Source organism: Sphingomonas sp. Leaf242 (genome assembly GCF_001422045.1).
GTDB lineage: Bacteria > Pseudomonadota > Alphaproteobacteria > Sphingomonadales > Sphingomonadaceae > Sphingomonas.
The window spans coordinates 295,657-312,383 of sequence record NZ_LMLW01000001.1; the positions used below are offsets into that span (position 1 = coordinate 295,657).

15 protein-coding genes are annotated in these 16,727 nt (G+C 65.3%); 7 read left to right on the forward strand and 8 right to left on the reverse strand.

The annotated features are described in order from the left end of the window. Nucleotides 1-2: 2 nt before the first annotated feature. From ASF09_RS01415 to ASF09_RS01435, 5 genes are all read right to left on the reverse strand, one after another. Nucleotides 3-242, reverse strand: coding sequence for an exodeoxyribonuclease VII small subunit (locus ASF09_RS01415; RefSeq protein ID WP_056047509.1), 240 nt, complete (start codon nucleotides 240-242; stop codon nucleotides 3-5). Nucleotides 243-296: 54 nt separating this feature from the next. Next, nucleotides 297-497, reverse strand: coding sequence for a hypothetical protein (locus ASF09_RS01420; RefSeq protein WP_060524075.1), 201 nt, complete (start codon nucleotides 495-497; stop codon nucleotides 297-299). 102 nt (nucleotides 498-599) lie between these two features. Then, nucleotides 600-2,276 (reverse strand): GGDEF domain-containing protein, encoded by a 1,677-nt coding sequence (locus tag ASF09_RS01425; RefSeq protein WP_060524077.1) that lies wholly within the window; start codon nucleotides 2,274-2,276, stop codon nucleotides 600-602. Nucleotides 2,277-2,948: 672 nt separating this feature from the next. Beyond that, entirely contained in the window at nucleotides 2,949-5,267 is a 2,319-nt protein-coding gene (gene clpA, locus ASF09_RS01430; protein WP_060524079.1) for an ATP-dependent Clp protease ATP-binding subunit ClpA, read from the reverse strand. A gap of 305 nt (nucleotides 5,268-5,572) precedes the next feature. Further along, nucleotides 5,573-5,791 (reverse strand): DUF1192 domain-containing protein, encoded by a 219-nt coding sequence (locus ASF09_RS01435; protein WP_443024935.1) that lies wholly within the window; start codon nucleotides 5,789-5,791, stop codon nucleotides 5,573-5,575. A gap of 100 nt (nucleotides 5,792-5,891) precedes the next feature. Here ASF09_RS01435 and ASF09_RS01440 point away from each other — a divergent pair, with 100 nt between their 5' ends. The 7 genes from ASF09_RS01440 to ASF09_RS01470 all read left to right on the forward strand — a co-directional run bounded on the left by ASF09_RS01440 (nucleotide 5,892) and on the right by ASF09_RS01470 (nucleotide 13,195). Beyond that, entirely contained in the window at nucleotides 5,892-6,872 is a 981-nt protein-coding gene (locus ASF09_RS01440; RefSeq protein WP_060524080.1) for an NAD(P)H-quinone oxidoreductase, read from the forward strand. 344 nt (nucleotides 6,873-7,216) lie between these two features. After that, nucleotides 7,217-8,101: a UDP-2,3-diacylglucosamine diphosphatase gene (locus tag ASF09_RS01445; protein WP_060524082.1), complete on the forward strand. Its 885-nt coding sequence runs from the start codon at nucleotides 7,217-7,219 to the stop codon at nucleotides 8,099-8,101. 131 nt (nucleotides 8,102-8,232) lie between these two features. After that, entirely contained in the window at nucleotides 8,233-9,267 is a 1,035-nt protein-coding gene (locus ASF09_RS01450) for a glycosyltransferase family 4 protein (protein ID WP_060524083.1), read from the forward strand. 109 nt (nucleotides 9,268-9,376) lie between these two features. After that, nucleotides 9,377-10,054: a DUF1013 domain-containing protein gene (locus ASF09_RS01455; protein ID WP_055873545.1), complete on the forward strand. Its 678-nt coding sequence runs from the start codon at nucleotides 9,377-9,379 to the stop codon at nucleotides 10,052-10,054. 368 nt (nucleotides 10,055-10,422) lie between these two features. After that, nucleotides 10,423-11,487: an MBL fold metallo-hydrolase gene (locus ASF09_RS01460; RefSeq protein ID WP_060524085.1), complete on the forward strand. Its 1,065-nt coding sequence runs from the start codon at nucleotides 10,423-10,425 to the stop codon at nucleotides 11,485-11,487. 34 nt (nucleotides 11,488-11,521) lie between these two features. Next, nucleotides 11,522-12,391, forward strand: coding sequence for a dienelactone hydrolase family protein (locus ASF09_RS01465; protein WP_060524086.1), 870 nt, complete (start codon nucleotides 11,522-11,524; stop codon nucleotides 12,389-12,391). Nucleotides 12,392-12,580: 189 nt separating this feature from the next. Next, nucleotides 12,581-13,195: a glutathione S-transferase family protein gene (locus ASF09_RS01470; protein WP_082443981.1), complete on the forward strand. Its 615-nt coding sequence runs from the start codon at nucleotides 12,581-12,583 to the stop codon at nucleotides 13,193-13,195. Nucleotides 13,196-13,707: 512 nt separating this feature from the next. Here ASF09_RS01470 and ASF09_RS01475 read toward each other — a convergent pair. The 3 genes from ASF09_RS01475 to ASF09_RS01485 form a co-directional block, all read right to left on the reverse strand. Beyond that, nucleotides 13,708-14,226, reverse strand: coding sequence for a thioredoxin family protein (locus tag ASF09_RS01475; RefSeq protein WP_060524871.1), 519 nt, complete (start codon nucleotides 14,224-14,226; stop codon nucleotides 13,708-13,710). 5 nt (nucleotides 14,227-14,231) lie between these two features. After that, the gene (locus ASF09_RS01480) at nucleotides 14,232-15,923 is read right to left on the reverse strand and encodes a DEAD/DEAH box helicase (RefSeq protein ID WP_060524088.1); all 1,692 of its coding nucleotides are present in this window, start codon (nucleotides 15,921-15,923) and stop codon (nucleotides 14,232-14,234) included. Between the two features lie 271 nt (nucleotides 15,924-16,194). Beyond that, nucleotides 16,195-16,674: a hypothetical protein gene (locus ASF09_RS01485; protein ID WP_082444039.1), complete on the reverse strand. Its 480-nt coding sequence runs from the start codon at nucleotides 16,672-16,674 to the stop codon at nucleotides 16,195-16,197. Nucleotides 16,675-16,727 lie beyond the last annotated feature (53 nt).

Consider the following 16,727-nt stretch of genomic DNA (forward strand, 5'->3'; position numbering starts at 1 on the left):
GCTCAGCCTGCCGCGAACGGGCGCACGCCCACGGGCTTGCCCTCGCCATCGAGCCGGATCGCCTCGATCCGCGCCTGCGCCGCGTCGAGCCGGTCGGCGCACCGCTGGCGCAGCTTGTTGCCGCGCTCGTACAGCTCGATCGCCTGCTGGAGCGGCGTATCGCCACTTTCCAGCTTCCCGACGATAAGCTCGAGTTCCTTCAATGCATCCTCGAACGCGAGGTCTTCGATCGGCGTGTCCATGTCCGCCGCTATGGCGCAGGCACGCGATGGGGGTCAAGGACATGGCGCGCGTGTTCAGCGCAGCCGGCTTACGGTCCAGGTATAGAGCACGGAGACGCCGACTAGGCCGAAGTCGACCGCCGCCTGCATCCGATGCGGCGCGGGATCGCGCACATCGTGCGTGACCAATCGCAGATCGACGGTCGGATGCCGCATGGCGATCGCGGTCAGCGTGACCAGCCCCGCGATCAGCAGCGTCCCCTTGTGATTTCGCATCGTGTGTCCCCCCGGCAATGCGCGCGATCATGTCGCAAATGTCGCGCGGCGACAAGTCGACCGTCAAACCTCGGCAGCGGTCAGTCGGGGGTCAGGCGGCGGTCAGGCGGCGATGCACACCGGGGCTTCGCGCGCCCGGTCGCGCCCGGCGGCCTTCGCCGCGAACAACGCGCCATCGGCGCAGTGATACAGGTGCTTCCAGTCCTTCTCGTGCAGCAACGGCCCGGTGCACGCGCCGATGCTCGCGGTCACCACGATGTCGAACGGCATCCGCTGACGGCGCAGGCGATCCAGCACCGCGTCGGGCGAGACGGCGTTCGCCGCGTCGAGCAGGATCGCGAATTCTTCGCCGCCGATCCGCGCGACCAGCGCATCCGCCGGCACCGCGTTGCGCAGCGCGCGCGCGACCACGCGCAGCACTTCGTCGCCGCCGTCATGGCCGATCTTCTCGTTGACGCGCTTGAAGTGGTCGACGTCGGCGATCAGCAGCATCTGGTCGCCGGGCCGGCCGATCGCACGCGTCAGGAACGCGCGGCGATTGAGCAGTCCGGTCAGCGGCTCGGTATCCGCCAGCAACCGCGCGGCGATCTCCTGTTCGCGAGCCTCGTCGCGCTCGACGCTCAACAGGCGGATCCGATATGCGATCGCCAGACTCGACAGCATCGATTCGAGCGCCATCGACAGGATCGTCGAATTGTCGAGCCACAGGCTCCATTTCAGCAGGCCGAACGCATTCGCGACGCGCAGGCCGGCCACCGCGATCGGCACGCTCCATGCGAGCGAAAACAGCCACAGGAAATGGCTGCGCGTGCGCCAGGCGTTGTAGAGGACGGTGGGAATCAGGATCAGCAACGCGAGGTAGGCCGTCGCGAGCAACCTATCGAGCAGGTGGAAATGCCACGGAGCGAAGGCTGCCCACGCGGTCGCGCTGGTCAGCAACGCAACCATCACCCAGGTGCTCGCGGGCCGCAGCCATCCTGCGAACACCGGCCGCTCGAAGAACGCGCGCGCGAACAGCAAGGCCGAGACGGCGGACCCGGCAAGGAACAGCGTGTTCAGCCGCTGCCGGTCGTTATTGTCGAGGGCGGGGACCATCTGCCCGAGTGCTCCCGACGACGTCAGCGCATAGGCCAGCAGGCACAGCACCAGCAGGCAATAGGCAGGCTGGAAAGCCTGTCGCAGCGCCCCCCACAAAGCCAGGTTGTAGACCATCAGCGCCAGCGCCATCCCGCCAAATGCGCCGTACAATGCTGCCAGCAGGATTTCGGTGACGTCGCGTTGTTGGTGGTCCGCGATCGCAGGGCCGAGGATGAGACCGCGCAGGTTCGCCGCACCCTCGATGTGCCAGAGCAGCCGGACCGGCGCGGAGTCGTGATACGGGATCGGCTGGACGATCACCGCGCCGAGCCCGAGCAACTGTCCTGCGGTGCGCGAGGTGAATGCGGTCTGGCGGATCGCGCCATCGGCATACAGGACATACAGCGTGACGCGGTTTACCCATGTGCTGCCGATCCGCACGGTATCGGCCCACGTCGTATTTGCGGGCAGCGGCTTCGACACCACCCAGAAATCGCCGCCGCCAAACCGCGTCTGCGGTGTGGTGCAGTCGAACCCGTCAGGGTGCGCAAACAGTGCTTTCGGCGTTTGGCCCGGTAATGCTGGACGCACGCATACCGACAGGGGCGTGCCCGTGATGGCTGCGGCCGGAGTCGCGAAGGCAACGCAGAACGACAGCGCCATCGCGCCGATCATCCATCGCAGCCATGCCAAACGTTCCATACCGCCACACTAGCACCGCTTCCCCAATTATCGGTAAACGCGGTCCAATTTGGTTGTAAATCGTTCCCCGCCAGGGGGGCGTGTAGCGTCGGAGGGGGAGGGCACGGAACAGAGGCGACCGCGGACCGCTCCCTACGTGTGGAGAGCGCCAGTCACCTTCCCTCGGCGGGGACGATAGGAGCGGCTGACCGATATAAATCTGGGAAAGCCATATCAGTCGTCTCACTTGCCTTGCGAAAACTTGTCGGCCTTATCCCATTCGGACATCAGCACCTCCCCGGCGGAGGCCGGGGTCCAGTTGGAAAGGTTGCGGAAACGGAGCGTTGCGCGTCGTTAGCTGCGTCCCCCAACTGGACCCCGGCCTCCGCCGGGGAGGTGAAGTACCTTCAGGGCATTCGTACCGGCATGTCCGATAGCAGCCTGCGCGCTTCTTATTCTCTCGCGAAGGCAGGAGCCCAGCCTAAATGTCCGCCGCCGGGAAGAACACGCTTCTCTCGATGTGAGGGATAGGGCCGAAACCAGCCCAGGTGATGCGGTGACCTCGGCAAGTTCAGCGCCACCGAGCGGAAGTCGACCGCCCAAAACCGTCACCTTCAAAACGCCCGCTGCATAAAAAAGCCCGCCGCCGGATCGCTCCGACAGCGGGCTCTTCACCTCAACCGCAACCCGAGACTATTCCGTCTCGACGGTCTCGACCTTGCCCTTCTTCTTGGGCTTCTTCGGCGCGGCAGGCTCGATCGCGAACGACAACGCGCCGTCCCTCATCTTCACCGTCACCTCGCCGCCGTGGACGAGCTTGCCGAACAGCAGTTCCTCGGCGAGCGGCTGCTTGATCTTCTCCTGGATCAAGCGACCCATCGGCCGTGCGCCATACAGCTTGTCATAGCCCTTGGTGGTAAGCCACGCCTTCGACTCGTCGTCGAGGACGATATGCACGCCGCGGTCCGCCAGCTGAAGCTCGAGCTGGAGGATGAACTTGTCCACCACCCGCGCCACGACTTCGGTCGGCAGATACCCGAACGGCACCACCGCATCGAGACGGTTGCGGAATTCCGGCGTGAACATCTTCGTCACCGCCACCTCGTCCTCGCCCTCACGCGACAAATTGCCGAAGCCGACCGTCTCGCGCGCCATGTCGCTGGCGCCCGCATTGGTCGTCATGATCAGGATGACGTTGCGGAAATCGACCGACTTGCCGTGCTGGTCGGTCAGCCGCCCGTTATCCATCACCTGCAACAGGATGTTGAACAGGTCCGGATGCGCCTTCTCGATCTCGTCGAGCAGAAGCACGCAATGCGGGTTCTGATCGATCGCATCGGTCAGCAGACCACCCTGGTCGAACCCGACATAGCCCGGGGGCGCACCGATCAGACGGCTGACCGAATGCCGCTCCATATATTCGGACATGTCGAACCGCTGGAGCGGAATGCCCAGGATCGTCGAGAGCTGCTTAGCGACTTCGGTCTTGCCGACGCCGGTGGGCCCGGTGAACAGATAGTTGCCGATCGGCTTCTCCGGCTCGCGCAGACCCGCCCGCGCCAGCTTGATCGCCGACGACAGCTTCTCGATCGCCGCATTCTGCCCGAACACCACGCGCTTCAGATCCGTCTCGAGCGTGGCCAGCGCCAGCTTGTCGTCGGTCGAGACCGACTTCGGCGGAATGCGTGCCATCGTCGCGATGACCTGCTCGATCTCCTTCGGCGTGATCGTCTTCTTGCGCTTGTTCGGCGGCACCAGCATCTGCATCGCGCCGACCTCGTCGATCACGTCGATCGCCTTGTCCGGCAACTTGCGGTCGTTGATGTACCGCGCCGACAGCTCGACCGCCGACTTGATCGCATCGGGGGTGTACTTGACGTTGTGGTGATCCTCGAACGCCGAGCGCAGGCCAGCGAGGATCTTGATGGTATCCTCGATCGTCGGCTCGTTCACGTCGATCTTCTGGAAGCGCCGCAGCAGAGCGCGGTCCTTCTCGAAGTGATTGCGGAACTCCTTGTACGTCGTCGAACCGATGCAACGAATGGTGCCGCCCGACAAAGCCGGCTTGAGCAGGTTCGAAGCATCCATCGCACCGCCACTCGTCGCACCCGCACCGATCACGGTATGGATCTCGTCGATGAACAGCACGGCATCAGGCAGCTTTTCGAGCTCGTTTACGACCGCCTTCAGCCGCTCCTCGAAGTCGCCACGATAGCGCGTCCCAGCCAGCAATGCGCCCATGTCGAGCGAGTAGATCACGGCAGGCAACAGCACGTCGGGCACGTCGCCCTCGACGATTTTCCGCGCCAGGCCTTCCGCGATCGCGGTCTTGCCGACGCCGGGATCACCGACATAGAGCGGGTTGTTCTTCGACCGGCGGCACAGGATCTGGATCGTGCGATCCACCTCCGGCCCGCGCCCGATCAGGGGATCGACCTTGCCGTTCTTGGCCTTCTCGTTGAGGTCGACCGTGAATTGCTTGAGCGCGCTTTCCGTCTTGCCCTTCTCCTGTCCCTTGGCCGGCTTCTCGTCGTCCGCACCCTTTGGCGTGGATGCTTCGGTCGCCTGCTGCCCGCCCTTGCCGACGCCGTGGCTGATGAAGCTGACCGCATCGAGGCGGCTCATGTCCTGCTGCTGCAGGAAATAGACGGCATAGCTCTCGCGCTCGCTGAACAAGGCGACGAGCACGTTGGCGCCGGTCACTTCGTCGCGGCCGGAGGACTGGACGTGCAGGATCGCGCGCTGGACGACGCGCTGGAACCCGCTGGTGGGGGAGGGATCGGTCGCCGCATCGACCTTCAGCGCGTCGAGTTCGCTGTCGAGGTAGTGCGAGACGGTGTTCTTCAGATCGCCGATCTCGACGTTGCACGCGGTCATGACCTTCGACGCATGTTCGTCGTCGATCAGCGCGAGCAGCAGATGCTCCAGCGTCGCATATTCGTGACGCCGGGACGATGCCGCCTCGAGCGCCTTGTGCAGCGTGGTCTCGAGGGCGGGTGCAAATGATGGCATTTACAATACTCCTGTCGGGCCGCGAGAACGCGAGCCCTTTGCCACTATGTCGGAACTGATATCGGTCGCATCAAGCACTTGAACCCGGCCCTGTCCGTTCCTGCGTCGGTTAAAGATCGAACGACCCGCATTACCCACGCCGTCATCCTGGGCTCGACCCAGGATCCAGAGCCATAAAGGCGGACGCTCGTAACTCTGGGCCCCTCCGTCTGCTGGGATGACGAAGCGGTGAGGCCGTCCCACATCGGTCGAAAGGACAGTACCGGTCGATGCCGTGGCCGCAATCAAAGGCACCGCGGCGGCGGTCACCGCCTGAAAAGATCGTCGGCGATGGCGCGGTGGCTGACCGCACGGTCCTTCTTGACCTGGCATCTGGCGATCTCGCCTTGCAGCACGGTTATGCGTGCATCGAGCTCGGCGACCGACAACGGATCGAGGTCCTGTCGCACGAGCGCATCGAGCAGATCGTCGGGACGGGAGGGGGTGTCTTCCGGGTCCATAATTTCTGTAACGTTGACCCGCACCGGAGTGATGTCAATAAGGCGCGAAGTTCAAAAGGGACGTGACGAGCAGATGACCGCGATACCCGAAAACAATTCGAATAACTTAGGTTTGCCTGACGTCATGAAGGCGATCGATCCGGAACAGCCCGGCGGTCCCGACGTCCTGGTGCTCGTCGACCGTCCCGTGCCGCGGCCGGGGCCGGGCGAAGTGCTCGTCAAGGTGGCGGCGGCCGGGGTCAACCGTCCCGAGGTCATGCAGCGCCAGGGCAAGTATCCGCCCCCGCCGGGTGCGCCCTCGATCCTCGGCATGGAGATTTCCGGCACGATTGTCGCGGTCGGCGACGGCGTCGGCGACGAACAGATCGGCCAGCGCGTCTGCGCGCTGATCTCGGGCGGTGCATATGCGGAATACGCGGTCGCACCGTTCGGCCAGTGCCTCCCTGTCCCTGAGGCGCTGACGATGGTCGAGGCGGCGGCGATGCCCGAAACGCTCTTCACCGTCTGGACCAACCTTTTCGAGCGGGCCTACGCGATGGAGGGCGACACCGTCCTCGTCCACGGTGGCACCAGCGGCATCGGCACGATGGCGATCGGGCTGTGCAACGTCTTCGGCATCGACATCATCGTCACCGCCGGCTCGAAGGCGAAGTGCGAAGCGGCCTTGAGCCTCGGCGCGACCCACGCGATTGACTACAAGTCGGAGGATTTCGTCGAGCGCGTCAAACAGATCACCGGCGGCAAGGGCGTCGCCGCGGTGCTCGACATGGTCGGCGGCGACTACGTCCCGCGCAACCTGCAATGCCTTGCGGACGATGGCCGCCACGTGTCGATCGCGGTCATGGGCGGCATGATGGCGACGGTGCCCCTGTTCGAGATCATGCGCCGCCGCCTGACGCTGACCGGCTCCACGCTCCGCCCGCGCGACACCGCATTCAAGTCGCTGGTCGCCGACGAACTCGCGCGCACCGTCTGGCCGCATGTCGAGGCTGGCAAGCTGAAGCCGGTAATCGATCGCACCTTCGCATTCGCCGATGCACCGGCGGCGCACACGCGGATGGAAGCCGGCGATCACGTCGGGAAGATCGTGCTGACGATGGGGTGAGGGGGGCAAACGCCTACCACCCGTACTGCACCACCCCGGCGAAGGCCGGGGCCCAGGTGGGAACGCTGAGTAAGTGGGCGGCGCGCTTCGTTATTGCCACCTCTCCAACTGGGCCCCGGCCTGCGCCGGGGTGGCGCGTTCAGTTCGGTTGCCTAACAAAACTCGTTCTCCCGCGAAGGCGGGAGCCCAGTCTGGATCCCCGCCTTCGCGGGGAAACATGCTGACCTTGTTTCAGCTATAAACACGATAGATTCGCTGACTTCGAACAGTCACCAGACTGCGACCACCGTGTAACAATACTCGGCTAATACTCGCGACAAGGATAGTTTTGCGGGGGCAGGCTCATGAACGCCATCACGACGTTTTCGCCATCTAGCTTCGTTGGCGCCGATATCACCGATATCGCAGACTTCATCCACTCCCGGCCCGCCGTACCCGAGCCGGTCGTCGAACGCCGCCAGTATCGCACGATCTGGATCTCCGACGTCCATCTCGGCACGCGCGGCTGCAACGCGGGGATGCTCAACGACTTCCTCGATCACGTCGACAGCGAGACGATGTACCTCGTCGGCGACATGATTGACGGCTGGCGGCTTAAGAAGAAATTCTACTGGCCCGCCGCGCATAACGACGTGATCTGGCGCCTGCTCAAGCGTGCCAAGCGCGGCACCCGCGTCGTCTACATCCCCGGCAACCACGACGAGGTGTTCCGGCAATATTCAGGCCTCGACCTGGGGGGCATCTCGATCCGCCGCAACGCGATCCACGAGACCGCCGACGGTCGCCGCCTGCTGGTCCTCCACGGCGACGAGTTCGACGCGATCACGCTCGCACACCGCTGGATCGCGCATATCGGCGACGCCGCCTACACGATGCTCATGGGCCTCAACCGCTGGGTCAACGGCGCGCGCCGCCGCATGGGCATGCCCTATTGGTCGCTGTCGAAACACGCCAAGGCCAAGGTGAAAAACGCGGTCGCCTTCATCTCGCACTTCGAGGAAGTCGTCGCGCACGCCGCCGGCGTCCGCGGCGTCGAAGGCGTCGTCTGCGGCCACATCCACACCGCCGAAATGCGCGAGATCGCCGGCATCGCCTATTACAACGACGGCGACTGGGTCGAAGGCTGCACCGCCTTGGTCGAGCATTTCGACGGCCGCATGGAGCTGCTCCACTGGGGCGACGAGATCGCCGCCCGCGAACGCGACAAGGTCATATCCATGGCCGCCTGACTTAAACCCTCTCCCCGGCGGGGAGAGGGCAAGTCCACGACGTCGGTGAAAAAATGCCCTCACCCTCCCACCGGCTGCGCCGGCCGGGCCCCTCCCTCTCCCGACGGGAGAGGGTAAGAAAGGATAAGCCGATGCGTATCGCGATCGTCACGGATGCCTGGAGCCCGCAAGTCAACGGCGTCGTCCGCACCCTCCAGGCTGTCCGCCAGGAACTCGAATCGATCGGCCACCAGGTCCTGGTCGTCTCCCCAGAACGCTTCGCCTCGATGCCATGCCCGACCTATCCCGAGATCCGACTCGCCTTCGCGCGCTCAGGCGCCGTCGGCCGCATGCTCGCGGCATTCGGCGCCGACGCGATCCATCTGGCCACCGAAGGGCCGGTCTGCCTCGCCGCCCGCAACTGGTGCCTCGCCCGCGCGCTCCCGTTCACCAGCGCGTATCACACGCAGTTTCCCGACTATATCGCCGCTCGTACCGGCGCGAACCCCGACTGGATCTGGCGCTACATCCGCTGGTTCCACCGGCCTGCTCAGTCTATCCTCGTCTCCACGCCATCGGTCGCGAAGACTCTTGCCGATCACGGCCTGCATCAGGTCCGCGAATGGGGCAGGGGCGTCGACTTCGCCCAGTTCGGTCTCGATGGCGCACGAGATCCCGAACTGACCGCGCTGCCGGGCCCCATCCTGCTCTATGTCGGCCGGGTCGCCGTCGAGAAGAATATCGAGGCGTTTTTGTCCTCCAGCCATCCCGGCACCAAGGTGGTCGTCGGCGATGGTCCCGCGCGCGCCACGCTCGCTCGTCGGTTTCCACAGGCCGTTTTCCTCGGACATCGTTCCGGTCTCGACCTCGCCGCCGCGTACCGGACCGCCGATGCACTCGTCTTCCCGAGCCGCACCGACACCTTCGGCCTCGTCATGATCGAAGCCCTCGCCTGCGGAACCCCCGTCGCGGCGTACCCGGTCACTGGGCCGATCGACGTCCTCGACGACCGCGTCGGCGCGATGCACGAAGACCTCGATACTGCGATCGCTACCGCGCTGACCCGCGACAGCGTGACCTGCGCCGCCTATGCCGCGCGCTACAGCTGGCCCGCCAGCGCGCGCCAGTTCCTCCACGCGCTTGTCCCGCTCGACCGCCCCCTGGATCGTCCGCTCCTCGCGGCATGATACGCGTTACGCTTGTTCGCTTGCTTGATAGCGCCGCGCGCACTAAGTCTGCTTCATGTCAGGCCGCTCCGAAAGGGGCGGCCCTTTCTATTTTTACGGAGTTTCCGCCGTGGCCCAGCCGCTCATGCCCCACGCGACCGCCGCCTGGATGGTCGACAATACCGCGCTCAGCTTCGAGCAGATCGCGGACTTCTGCGGCCTGCACATCCTCGAGATCCAGGCGATCGCCGACGACACCACCTCGACCAAGCTCACCGGCCGCGATCCCGTGCGCGCCCATGAAGTGACTCAGGACGAGATCGACAAGGGTGCCGCCGATCCGGATTACCAGCTCAAGATGATCAAGGGCCCCGAGCAGGTCCGCCGCACCAAGGGCCCGCGCTACACGCCGGTCTCGAAGCGCCAGGACAAGCCCGACGGCATCTCGTGGATCATCCGCAATCATCCGGAGATCACCGACGGCGCGATCTCGCTGCTGATCGGCACCACCCGCACGACGATCGCCGCGATCCGCGATCGCAGCCACTGGAACATCGCCAACATCACGCCGAAGGACCCGGTCACGCTCGGCCTGACCTCGCAGCGCGAGCTCGACGCCGCGGTCGCGAAGGCAGCCAAGGCCGCCGGCATGGAAGCCCCGACCGACACCCGCCTCGAAGGTGACCGCGAAGTGCTCCTCCAGCAGCTCCGCGCCGAGCGCACTCAGGCGGCGGCGGACGCACAGTTCGTGGCAGACGGCGGCGTCCTCCCCGTCAAGCCGCTCTTCGACGACCCCTTCAAGCGCTGACCTCACTACCCCTCCGAAAGCGGGAGGGGGCAGGGGGTGGGCTCGCGCTGACCTCTGAAGATGCGGCTAGCGAGGGTCGCCGTCACGCTAGCCCGCGACCGTATCCGGTCCATCCCCCGCTGCTTTGTTCTCCCGCGAAGGCGGGAGCCCAGTCTGGGTCCCCGCCTTCGCGGGGAAACAAGCTTTCCCTGTCTTACGGGGGGCGGTGTCGAACCAGTTTGAGTAACGGCGAGAGCGCGAATTAGCGCGCACCCTATCTGATCCTCCCCCTTGCGGGGGAGGATCGCAAGATTGCGCGGACTAGCTAGCTAGGCGTCCGCCGCCCGGCAGCACTATCTCCCGCCACAGCCAGTTGCTAACTGCAACGGATGGCAACCGCACCCGACACCGATTTCGCGCCGACCAGCCACAAGGGCCTGACCTATCCCTTCGGAGGCGCGGAGCCCGCGACCGGCGGCACGATGCACGTTGCCCCTGGCATAGACTGGGTCCGCCTCAAGATCCCCGGCCCCCTCAAACACGTAAATTGCTGGCTCCTCGCCGACATCGATGGCGACGCGCTGATCGACACCGGCATGAACACCGCGGACGCCCGCGACGCCTGGAAAGCCATCTTCAACGGCGCCAAAGCCGGCACGCGGATCACCAGGATGATCGGCACCCACTTCCACCCGGACCATATCGGCCTCGCCGGCTGGATGTGCGACCACCACGCCGCCGCCCTGATCATGACCCGCGCCGAGTGGCTCACCGCGCGCATGCTCGCCGCCGATGCCCGCGACTCGGTCCCGCACGAAATGCTCGCCTTCTGGCGCGGCGCAGGCTGGGGCTCGGAACAGATCGACCACGCCACCGCCAAGGGCTGGGCCGGCTTCCGGAAAATCATCACGCCGCTCCCGCTCAGCTACATCCGCATCGAAGACGGCGACACGCTCACGATCGGCACGCGCGACTGGCGCGTCGTCATCGGCTCCGGCCACTGCCCCGAGCATGCGTGCCTGTACGACGAAGCCGGCGGCATCCTCATCGCCGGCGATCAGGTCTTGCCCCGCATCAGTCCCAACGTCTCGCTCGGCGTCACCGAACCCAACGCCGACCCGCTGGGCGAATGGTTCGCCTCGATCGCCAAGCTCAGGACGCTGCCCGCCGACCTGCTCGTCCTGCCGGGCCACGGCGACCCGTTCACCGGCCTCCACACCCGCCTCGATGCGATGGACCGCGAACACCGCGAGCGACTCGACGAGCTCGCCGTCTTCCTCGCCGAGCCCCGCCGCGCCGTCGACTGTTTCGGCCGCCTGTTCCGCCGCGCGATCGGGCCCGACGTGCTCGGCATGGCGACCGGCGAAGCCCTCGCGCATCTCCGCCGCCTCGAAGTCGAAGGCCGGGCGACCCGCGAGACACAAGATGGCGTATGGTGGTGGCGCGCGGCCTGAGTTAGCATGCGGCCGAATTCAAGAGGATAGGCCCATGTGCGACGAGCATACCGCCGACGATAATGAAGCCTATCTGGCCGGCGTCTCGCGCCGCCAGTTCGGCATGATGACCGGCGCGATGGGGCTGACGATGTTGCTCCCCGCGCCCGCGAACGCCGCGGTCATCAAGGGCCGTGACGTCTCGATCGTCACGCCCGACGGCAAGGCCGACGCCTATTTCGTCGCTCCCGCCACCGGCAAGCACCCCGGCGTGCTGGTCTGGCCCGACATCATGGGCCTGCGCCCCGCCTTCCGCCAGATGGCCGACCGCCTCGCGCAATCGGGCTATGCGGTGCTCGTCGTCAACCAGTTCTACCGCTCGACCAAGGCACCGTTCCTTAAGCCCGGCGAATCCTACGACCAACCCGAAGTCAAAAGCCGCATCGCCCCATTCCGCGAAGCGCTCACGTCCGAAGGCACCGTCCGCGACGCGAAAGCGTTCACCGCCTTCATCGACGCGCAACCGCAGGTCGATCGCAAACGCGGCATGGCCACCACCGGCTATTGCATGGGTGGCCCGATGGTCATGCGCACTGCCGCAGCGGTCGCGAACCGCATCCGTGCAGGCGCGACGTTCCACGGCGGCGGCTTCGTCACCGACAAGCCCGACAGCCCGCACCTCCTGATCCCGCAGATGAAAGCGCAATACCTGATCGCAATCGCCGCCAACGACGACGCCCGCGCCCCTACCGAGAAGGACACGCTGCGCACCGCGTTTGCAGCCGCGAAACTCCCCGCCGAGATCGAGGTCTACGAAGGCACGATGCACGGCTGGTGCCCGCCCGACTCGAAGGTCTACAATCCGGTCCAGGCGGACAAGGCCTGGGCGCGCATGCTCACGCTGTTCGACAAGGCGCTAGTGTAGGCACCCCCTCTTCGTCATCCTGACGAAAGTCAGGACCCAGAGCCAAAAGGGCTGACCCTCGTAGCTCCGGATCCTGGGCAAGCCCAGGATGACGGCCGTTGGAGCGACCTGCTGCAACCAAAGCGAGCGCTTGACCGCGTTCCCGCTCCATGAGACCATCGTTCACGATCCGTTCTCAAGGAGAGTCGCGTGACCCTGACCTTATACACCAACCCGATGTCGCGCGGTCGCATCGCCCGCTGGATGCTCGAAGAGGTCGGCGCCGAGTACGAGACGGTCGTGCTCGGCTACGACACGACGATGAAGGCCGAGGCGTATCGCGCGATCAACCCGATGGCCAAGGTCCCCGCGCTGGTCCACAACGGCAAGACCATCACCGAATGCGCCGCGATCTGCGCCTATCTCGCCGAGACCTTCCCCGACGCGGGCCTGGCGCCACATGCAGACGAACGTGCCGACTATTATCGCTGGCTGTTCTACGCCGCCGGTCCTGTCGAATCCGCGATCACCAACCGCTCGCTCGGCGTCGTCCCCACTGATGCGCAACAGCGCATGGTCGGTTATGGCAGCTTCGATGCCGTCGTGGACGTGCTCGAACGCGCCATATCCGCGCATCCCTACATCGCCGGCGACCGCTTTACCGCAGCCGACGTGTATGTCGGGTCGCAGATCCTGTTCGGTCTGCAATTCGGCTCCTTACCCAAGCGCGAGGCGTTTGCAGACTACGCTGCTCGCCTGAACGAACGTTCGGCATACAAGCGGGCAGGAGAGTTGGACGACGCGCTGATCGCGGCTGCAGCCTAGGGTCGACCGACGACGCGCGCGACGGGTCATACTTGACCTCGTCATCCTGACGAAAGTCAGGATCCAGAGCTACGGAGGCTAGCTGTTGGTACCCTGGATACTGACTTTCGTCAGGCTGACGGCGGGTATTGGGCCGGCACGGTGCGTTGAATTAGCTTCTTGGCAGAACCGATTGCGTTGGCGGCGCCGTTGGCGCGCATCGGATCGACGTCACACGGGCAGGGGGCGTTGGATGCTTCCGGCGAGAAAGAGGGGCCGACTCACGAACACGACCGGTAGCAATGGTCCGGACAAACCTTGCCCTCACCCTTCCCACGGTCAAGCTGCGGCCGGCCTCGTCCCTTTCCCGTGGGGGACAGGGAGAGACGCGAAGGCGGCGATAGGTGAGGGCACGCCATCGATTGCAGTCGTGGACGCTAAATTCGCTGGCTAGGCGACTAACTAACCACGGCCACTTCAAGCTAAACCAGTATCAACTGCTCAGCCACTAGCCGGCCCTCACAAAACGAGGATCAGGCCGCCCACTTCGCCAGCCAGTCGGCCAAGGCCTGAGGCCCCATCGACCGAGCATCCGCCAGTTCGGTCTCATGCCCTGCATTCAACAGCTTGTTGGTCCGTGGATCGACCACCAGCACCGCCGGCACGCCCTTGAGGCGGCCCTTGATGCCGTAGCCCGCGGCGATCTGCCCGTTCTTGTCGAAGCGACCGACGTCGACCGTCACCACCACGAACTTGCTGTCCACGAAGCGCTTCATCTCGGGCAGGTCGATCGTCCCCGCCAGCAGGCGGCAATCAAGGCACCAGTTGCCGCCGAGATCGATCAGCAACCGCTTGTGTGTCTTCAGCGCGCGTGCCCGCGCCGCCGCAACCTGCGCATTGGCGTTGGCCGCCTCGTCATACGGCAGCGGCAAGGGCTGCGGCAGCTTGTCGAAGCTCGCCGTGTTGACGTGCGGCGCCGCGACCTTCGCGCGCGGTGCCGCCGGTGCGGCTACCGCGGTGGCGAGCAGGGCAAGCGCGGCGATACGGCTCATCGACATCATTCATATCCTCCGATCACGGCATTGAGGAAGCTCGGGAACGGCCCGTTCCAGCCATCCGCCGGCGCATCGGCGACCGGTTGGCGACGACCACCCGTTGAATCCGCAGGAATGCGCTCCGTCCGTGGCGGTTCGACCTTCGCGGCTTCTGAACGAACAGGTTGCGAGCGAGGAGGTTCCGACCGCACAGGTTCAGACGGCACCGGCTCAGACCGAACGGGCGCCGCTCGAACCGGTTCTACATACGCCGGTTCGACCTGCACCGGCTCCACCCGTGCTGGCTCCGCAACGCGCGGCTTCACCGCAGGCACTGGCTCGTCGATCGGCGTCCGCTCCCAGCGCGGGCGCTTCGCGACCACGACCGGTTCGACCGCGGCCAGCACTTCGGCGACGATCGCCGGCGCGACCGTGTCTTCGCGCGGTACGCGACGAGTCCGCGGCCGCTCGCGACCAGCCTCCTCCGCAACCGCGACCGGAGCCACGTCCTCCGAATGTCCCCCGCGACGGCTACGCGACCGGTCGCGACGCGGCGCGTCCTCTTCGACCTCGACGGCAACCGGCGCGGTCTTCGGCTCGGCAACCTTCAGCCGCTCGATCGTCTGCCCGGTAAGCTTCTCGATATTGACGATATTCTCGGCATCGTCGGGCGCGACGAACGTGTACGCCGTCCCCGTCGCCCCGGCGCGACCCGTCCGACCGATCCGGTGGACGTAGTCGTCGGGATGCCACGGCGCGTCATAGTTGAACACCGTCGACACGCCCTTGATGTCGAGCCCGCGCGCCGCGACGTCCGACGCGACGAGGATCGTCACCGCGCCGGTCTTGAACAGCTCGAGCTCGGCGAGGCGCTGCGGCTGCTCCATGTCGCCGTGGATCTCGCCCGACTTGTAGCCCGCCTGCTTCAGCACCTTGTTGAGGTCGCGCACCGTCGTCTTGCGGTTGCAGAAGATGATCGCGTTGGTCACCTCTTCCTGCGCGAGGATGCGGCGCAGCGTGTCGCGCTTGGCGGTCTGGCTCGGCACCGGCACCAGATACTGCTTGATGTTGAGGTTGGTCGACGCAGGGCGCGACACCTCGATCGTCTTGGGATTGGTCAGGAACTTGTCCGCCAGCTTCTTGATCGGCGGCGGCATCGTCGCGGAGAACAGCAGGGTCTGGCGCTGCTTCGGCAGCTTGGTGCAGATTTCCTCGATGTCGGGGATGAAGCCCATGTCGAGCATCCGGTCCGCCTCGTCGATCACCAGCATCGAACAGCCGTTGAGCATGATCTTGCCGCGCCCGAACAAGTCCATCAGCCGGCCCGGCGTCGCGATCAGCACGTCGACGCCCTTTTCCAGCGCGGCGAGCTGGTCGCCCATCGACACGCCACCGATCAGCAACGCCATCGAGAGGTTCGAGTTGACGCCGTATTTCTCGAAATTCTCCGCCACCTGCGCAGCGAGTTCGCGCGTCGGTTCGAGGATCAGCGAGCGCGGCATCCGCGCGCGGCTCCGGCCATGCGCAAGGATGTCGATCATCGGCAGCACGAACGACGCGGTCTTGCCGGTGCCCGTCTGGGCGATGCCGATGATGTCGCGCATCATCAGCACGGACGGGATCGCGCCGGCCTGGATCGGGGTCGGCTCGGTATAGCCGGAGTCGGTGACTGCCTTGAGCAGTTCGTCGGAGAGGCCGAGATCGGCAAAACTCATGCAAATGTCCGGTAAATGGAGGGTGAAATGCACTGCCCTCAAGCGTTTTTGCGCTCGCCGATTTAGCGACAAATGTCAAGGAAACGCGGTGAAACGAAGGTGGGGAAGGGGCGGCGGGCGGCGTATTTCCGCAAAAACCCCCGTCATCCTGACGAAAGTCGGGATCCAGAGCCAAGCAGCGTACCATCAGTTACTCTGGATCCTGACTTTCGTCAGGATGACGGAGCGGGGTGAGACTACGTTCGCTACACACGCGACTGGCCGGCCCCCGCTACTTCTTCGGCCGCAAACTCTTGAACCCATCGATCTCGCACCGCGCGCCCGAGCGCATCCGGATCGCATCGCGCGCCTTGCAGACCATCCCGTCGGGCCCCGGTCTCAGATAGAAGCCCGAATAATAATCGAGCGGTCGGCAATCGCCATCGAGCCGCGCGCGCAGCCTGGTCTGGTCGGCCATCAGCAGATCGAGCGCGCCGTCCTTGTTCAGCATCGCCCCGGCGATCTCGGCCACCGCGATGCATTTGGGGCCTTTGTGCTCCTTCCATTCGGTCGACCGGTCGACCGTCCGCATCGTCGTGCGGTTCATCCGGGGTACGCGGATGATGATGCGCTCGTGGATCGAGATCTGCGCGATCTGCAGACGGGACACACGGGTCTGCACCGGGCGCATATGCGTGTCCCGCGTGGCGGCCGCAGCGGCGGCGGGGCCTGCTAATGCAAGCAGGGTGGCGGGAATCGCGAAGTGGATCATGATGCTGTCGTAACCGTTAGGGCCCATCGTTGAACCCGCGATGAATTTTGTCT

Excerpts from the sequence above, each read along its gene's own strand:
- ASF09_RS01415 (WP_056047509.1), bottom strand. The coding sequence starts at position 242 with ATGGACACGCCGATCGAAGACCTCGCGTTCGAGGATGCATTGAAGGAA.
- ASF09_RS01420 (WP_060524075.1), bottom strand. The coding sequence starts at position 497 with ATGCGAAATCACAAGGGGACGCTGCTGATCGCGGGGCTGGTCACGCTG.
- ASF09_RS01425 (WP_060524077.1), bottom strand. The coding sequence starts at position 2,276 with ATGGAACGTTTGGCATGGCTGCGATGGATGATCGGCGCGATGGCGCTG.
- clpA (WP_060524079.1), bottom strand. The coding sequence starts at position 5,267 with ATGCCATCATTTGCACCCGCCCTCGAGACCACGCTGCACAAGGCGCTC.
- ASF09_RS01440 (WP_060524080.1), top strand. The coding sequence starts at position 5,892 with ATGAAGGCGATCGATCCGGAACAGCCCGGCGGTCCCGACGTCCTGGTG.
- ASF09_RS01445 (WP_060524082.1), top strand. The coding sequence starts at position 7,217 with ATGAACGCCATCACGACGTTTTCGCCATCTAGCTTCGTTGGCGCCGAT.
- ASF09_RS01450 (WP_060524083.1), top strand. The coding sequence starts at position 8,233 with ATGCGTATCGCGATCGTCACGGATGCCTGGAGCCCGCAAGTCAACGGC.
- ASF09_RS01460 (WP_060524085.1), top strand. The coding sequence starts at position 10,423 with ATGGCAACCGCACCCGACACCGATTTCGCGCCGACCAGCCACAAGGGC.
- ASF09_RS01465 (WP_060524086.1), top strand. The coding sequence starts at position 11,522 with ATGTGCGACGAGCATACCGCCGACGATAATGAAGCCTATCTGGCCGGC.
- ASF09_RS01475 (WP_060524871.1), bottom strand. The coding sequence starts at position 14,226 with ATGAGCCGTATCGCCGCGCTTGCCCTGCTCGCCACCGCGGTAGCCGCA.
- ASF09_RS01480 (WP_060524088.1), bottom strand. The coding sequence starts at position 15,923 with ATGAGTTTTGCCGATCTCGGCCTCTCCGACGAACTGCTCAAGGCAGTC.
- ASF09_RS01485 (WP_082444039.1), bottom strand. The coding sequence starts at position 16,674 with ATGATCCACTTCGCGATTCCCGCCACCCTGCTTGCATTAGCAGGCCCC.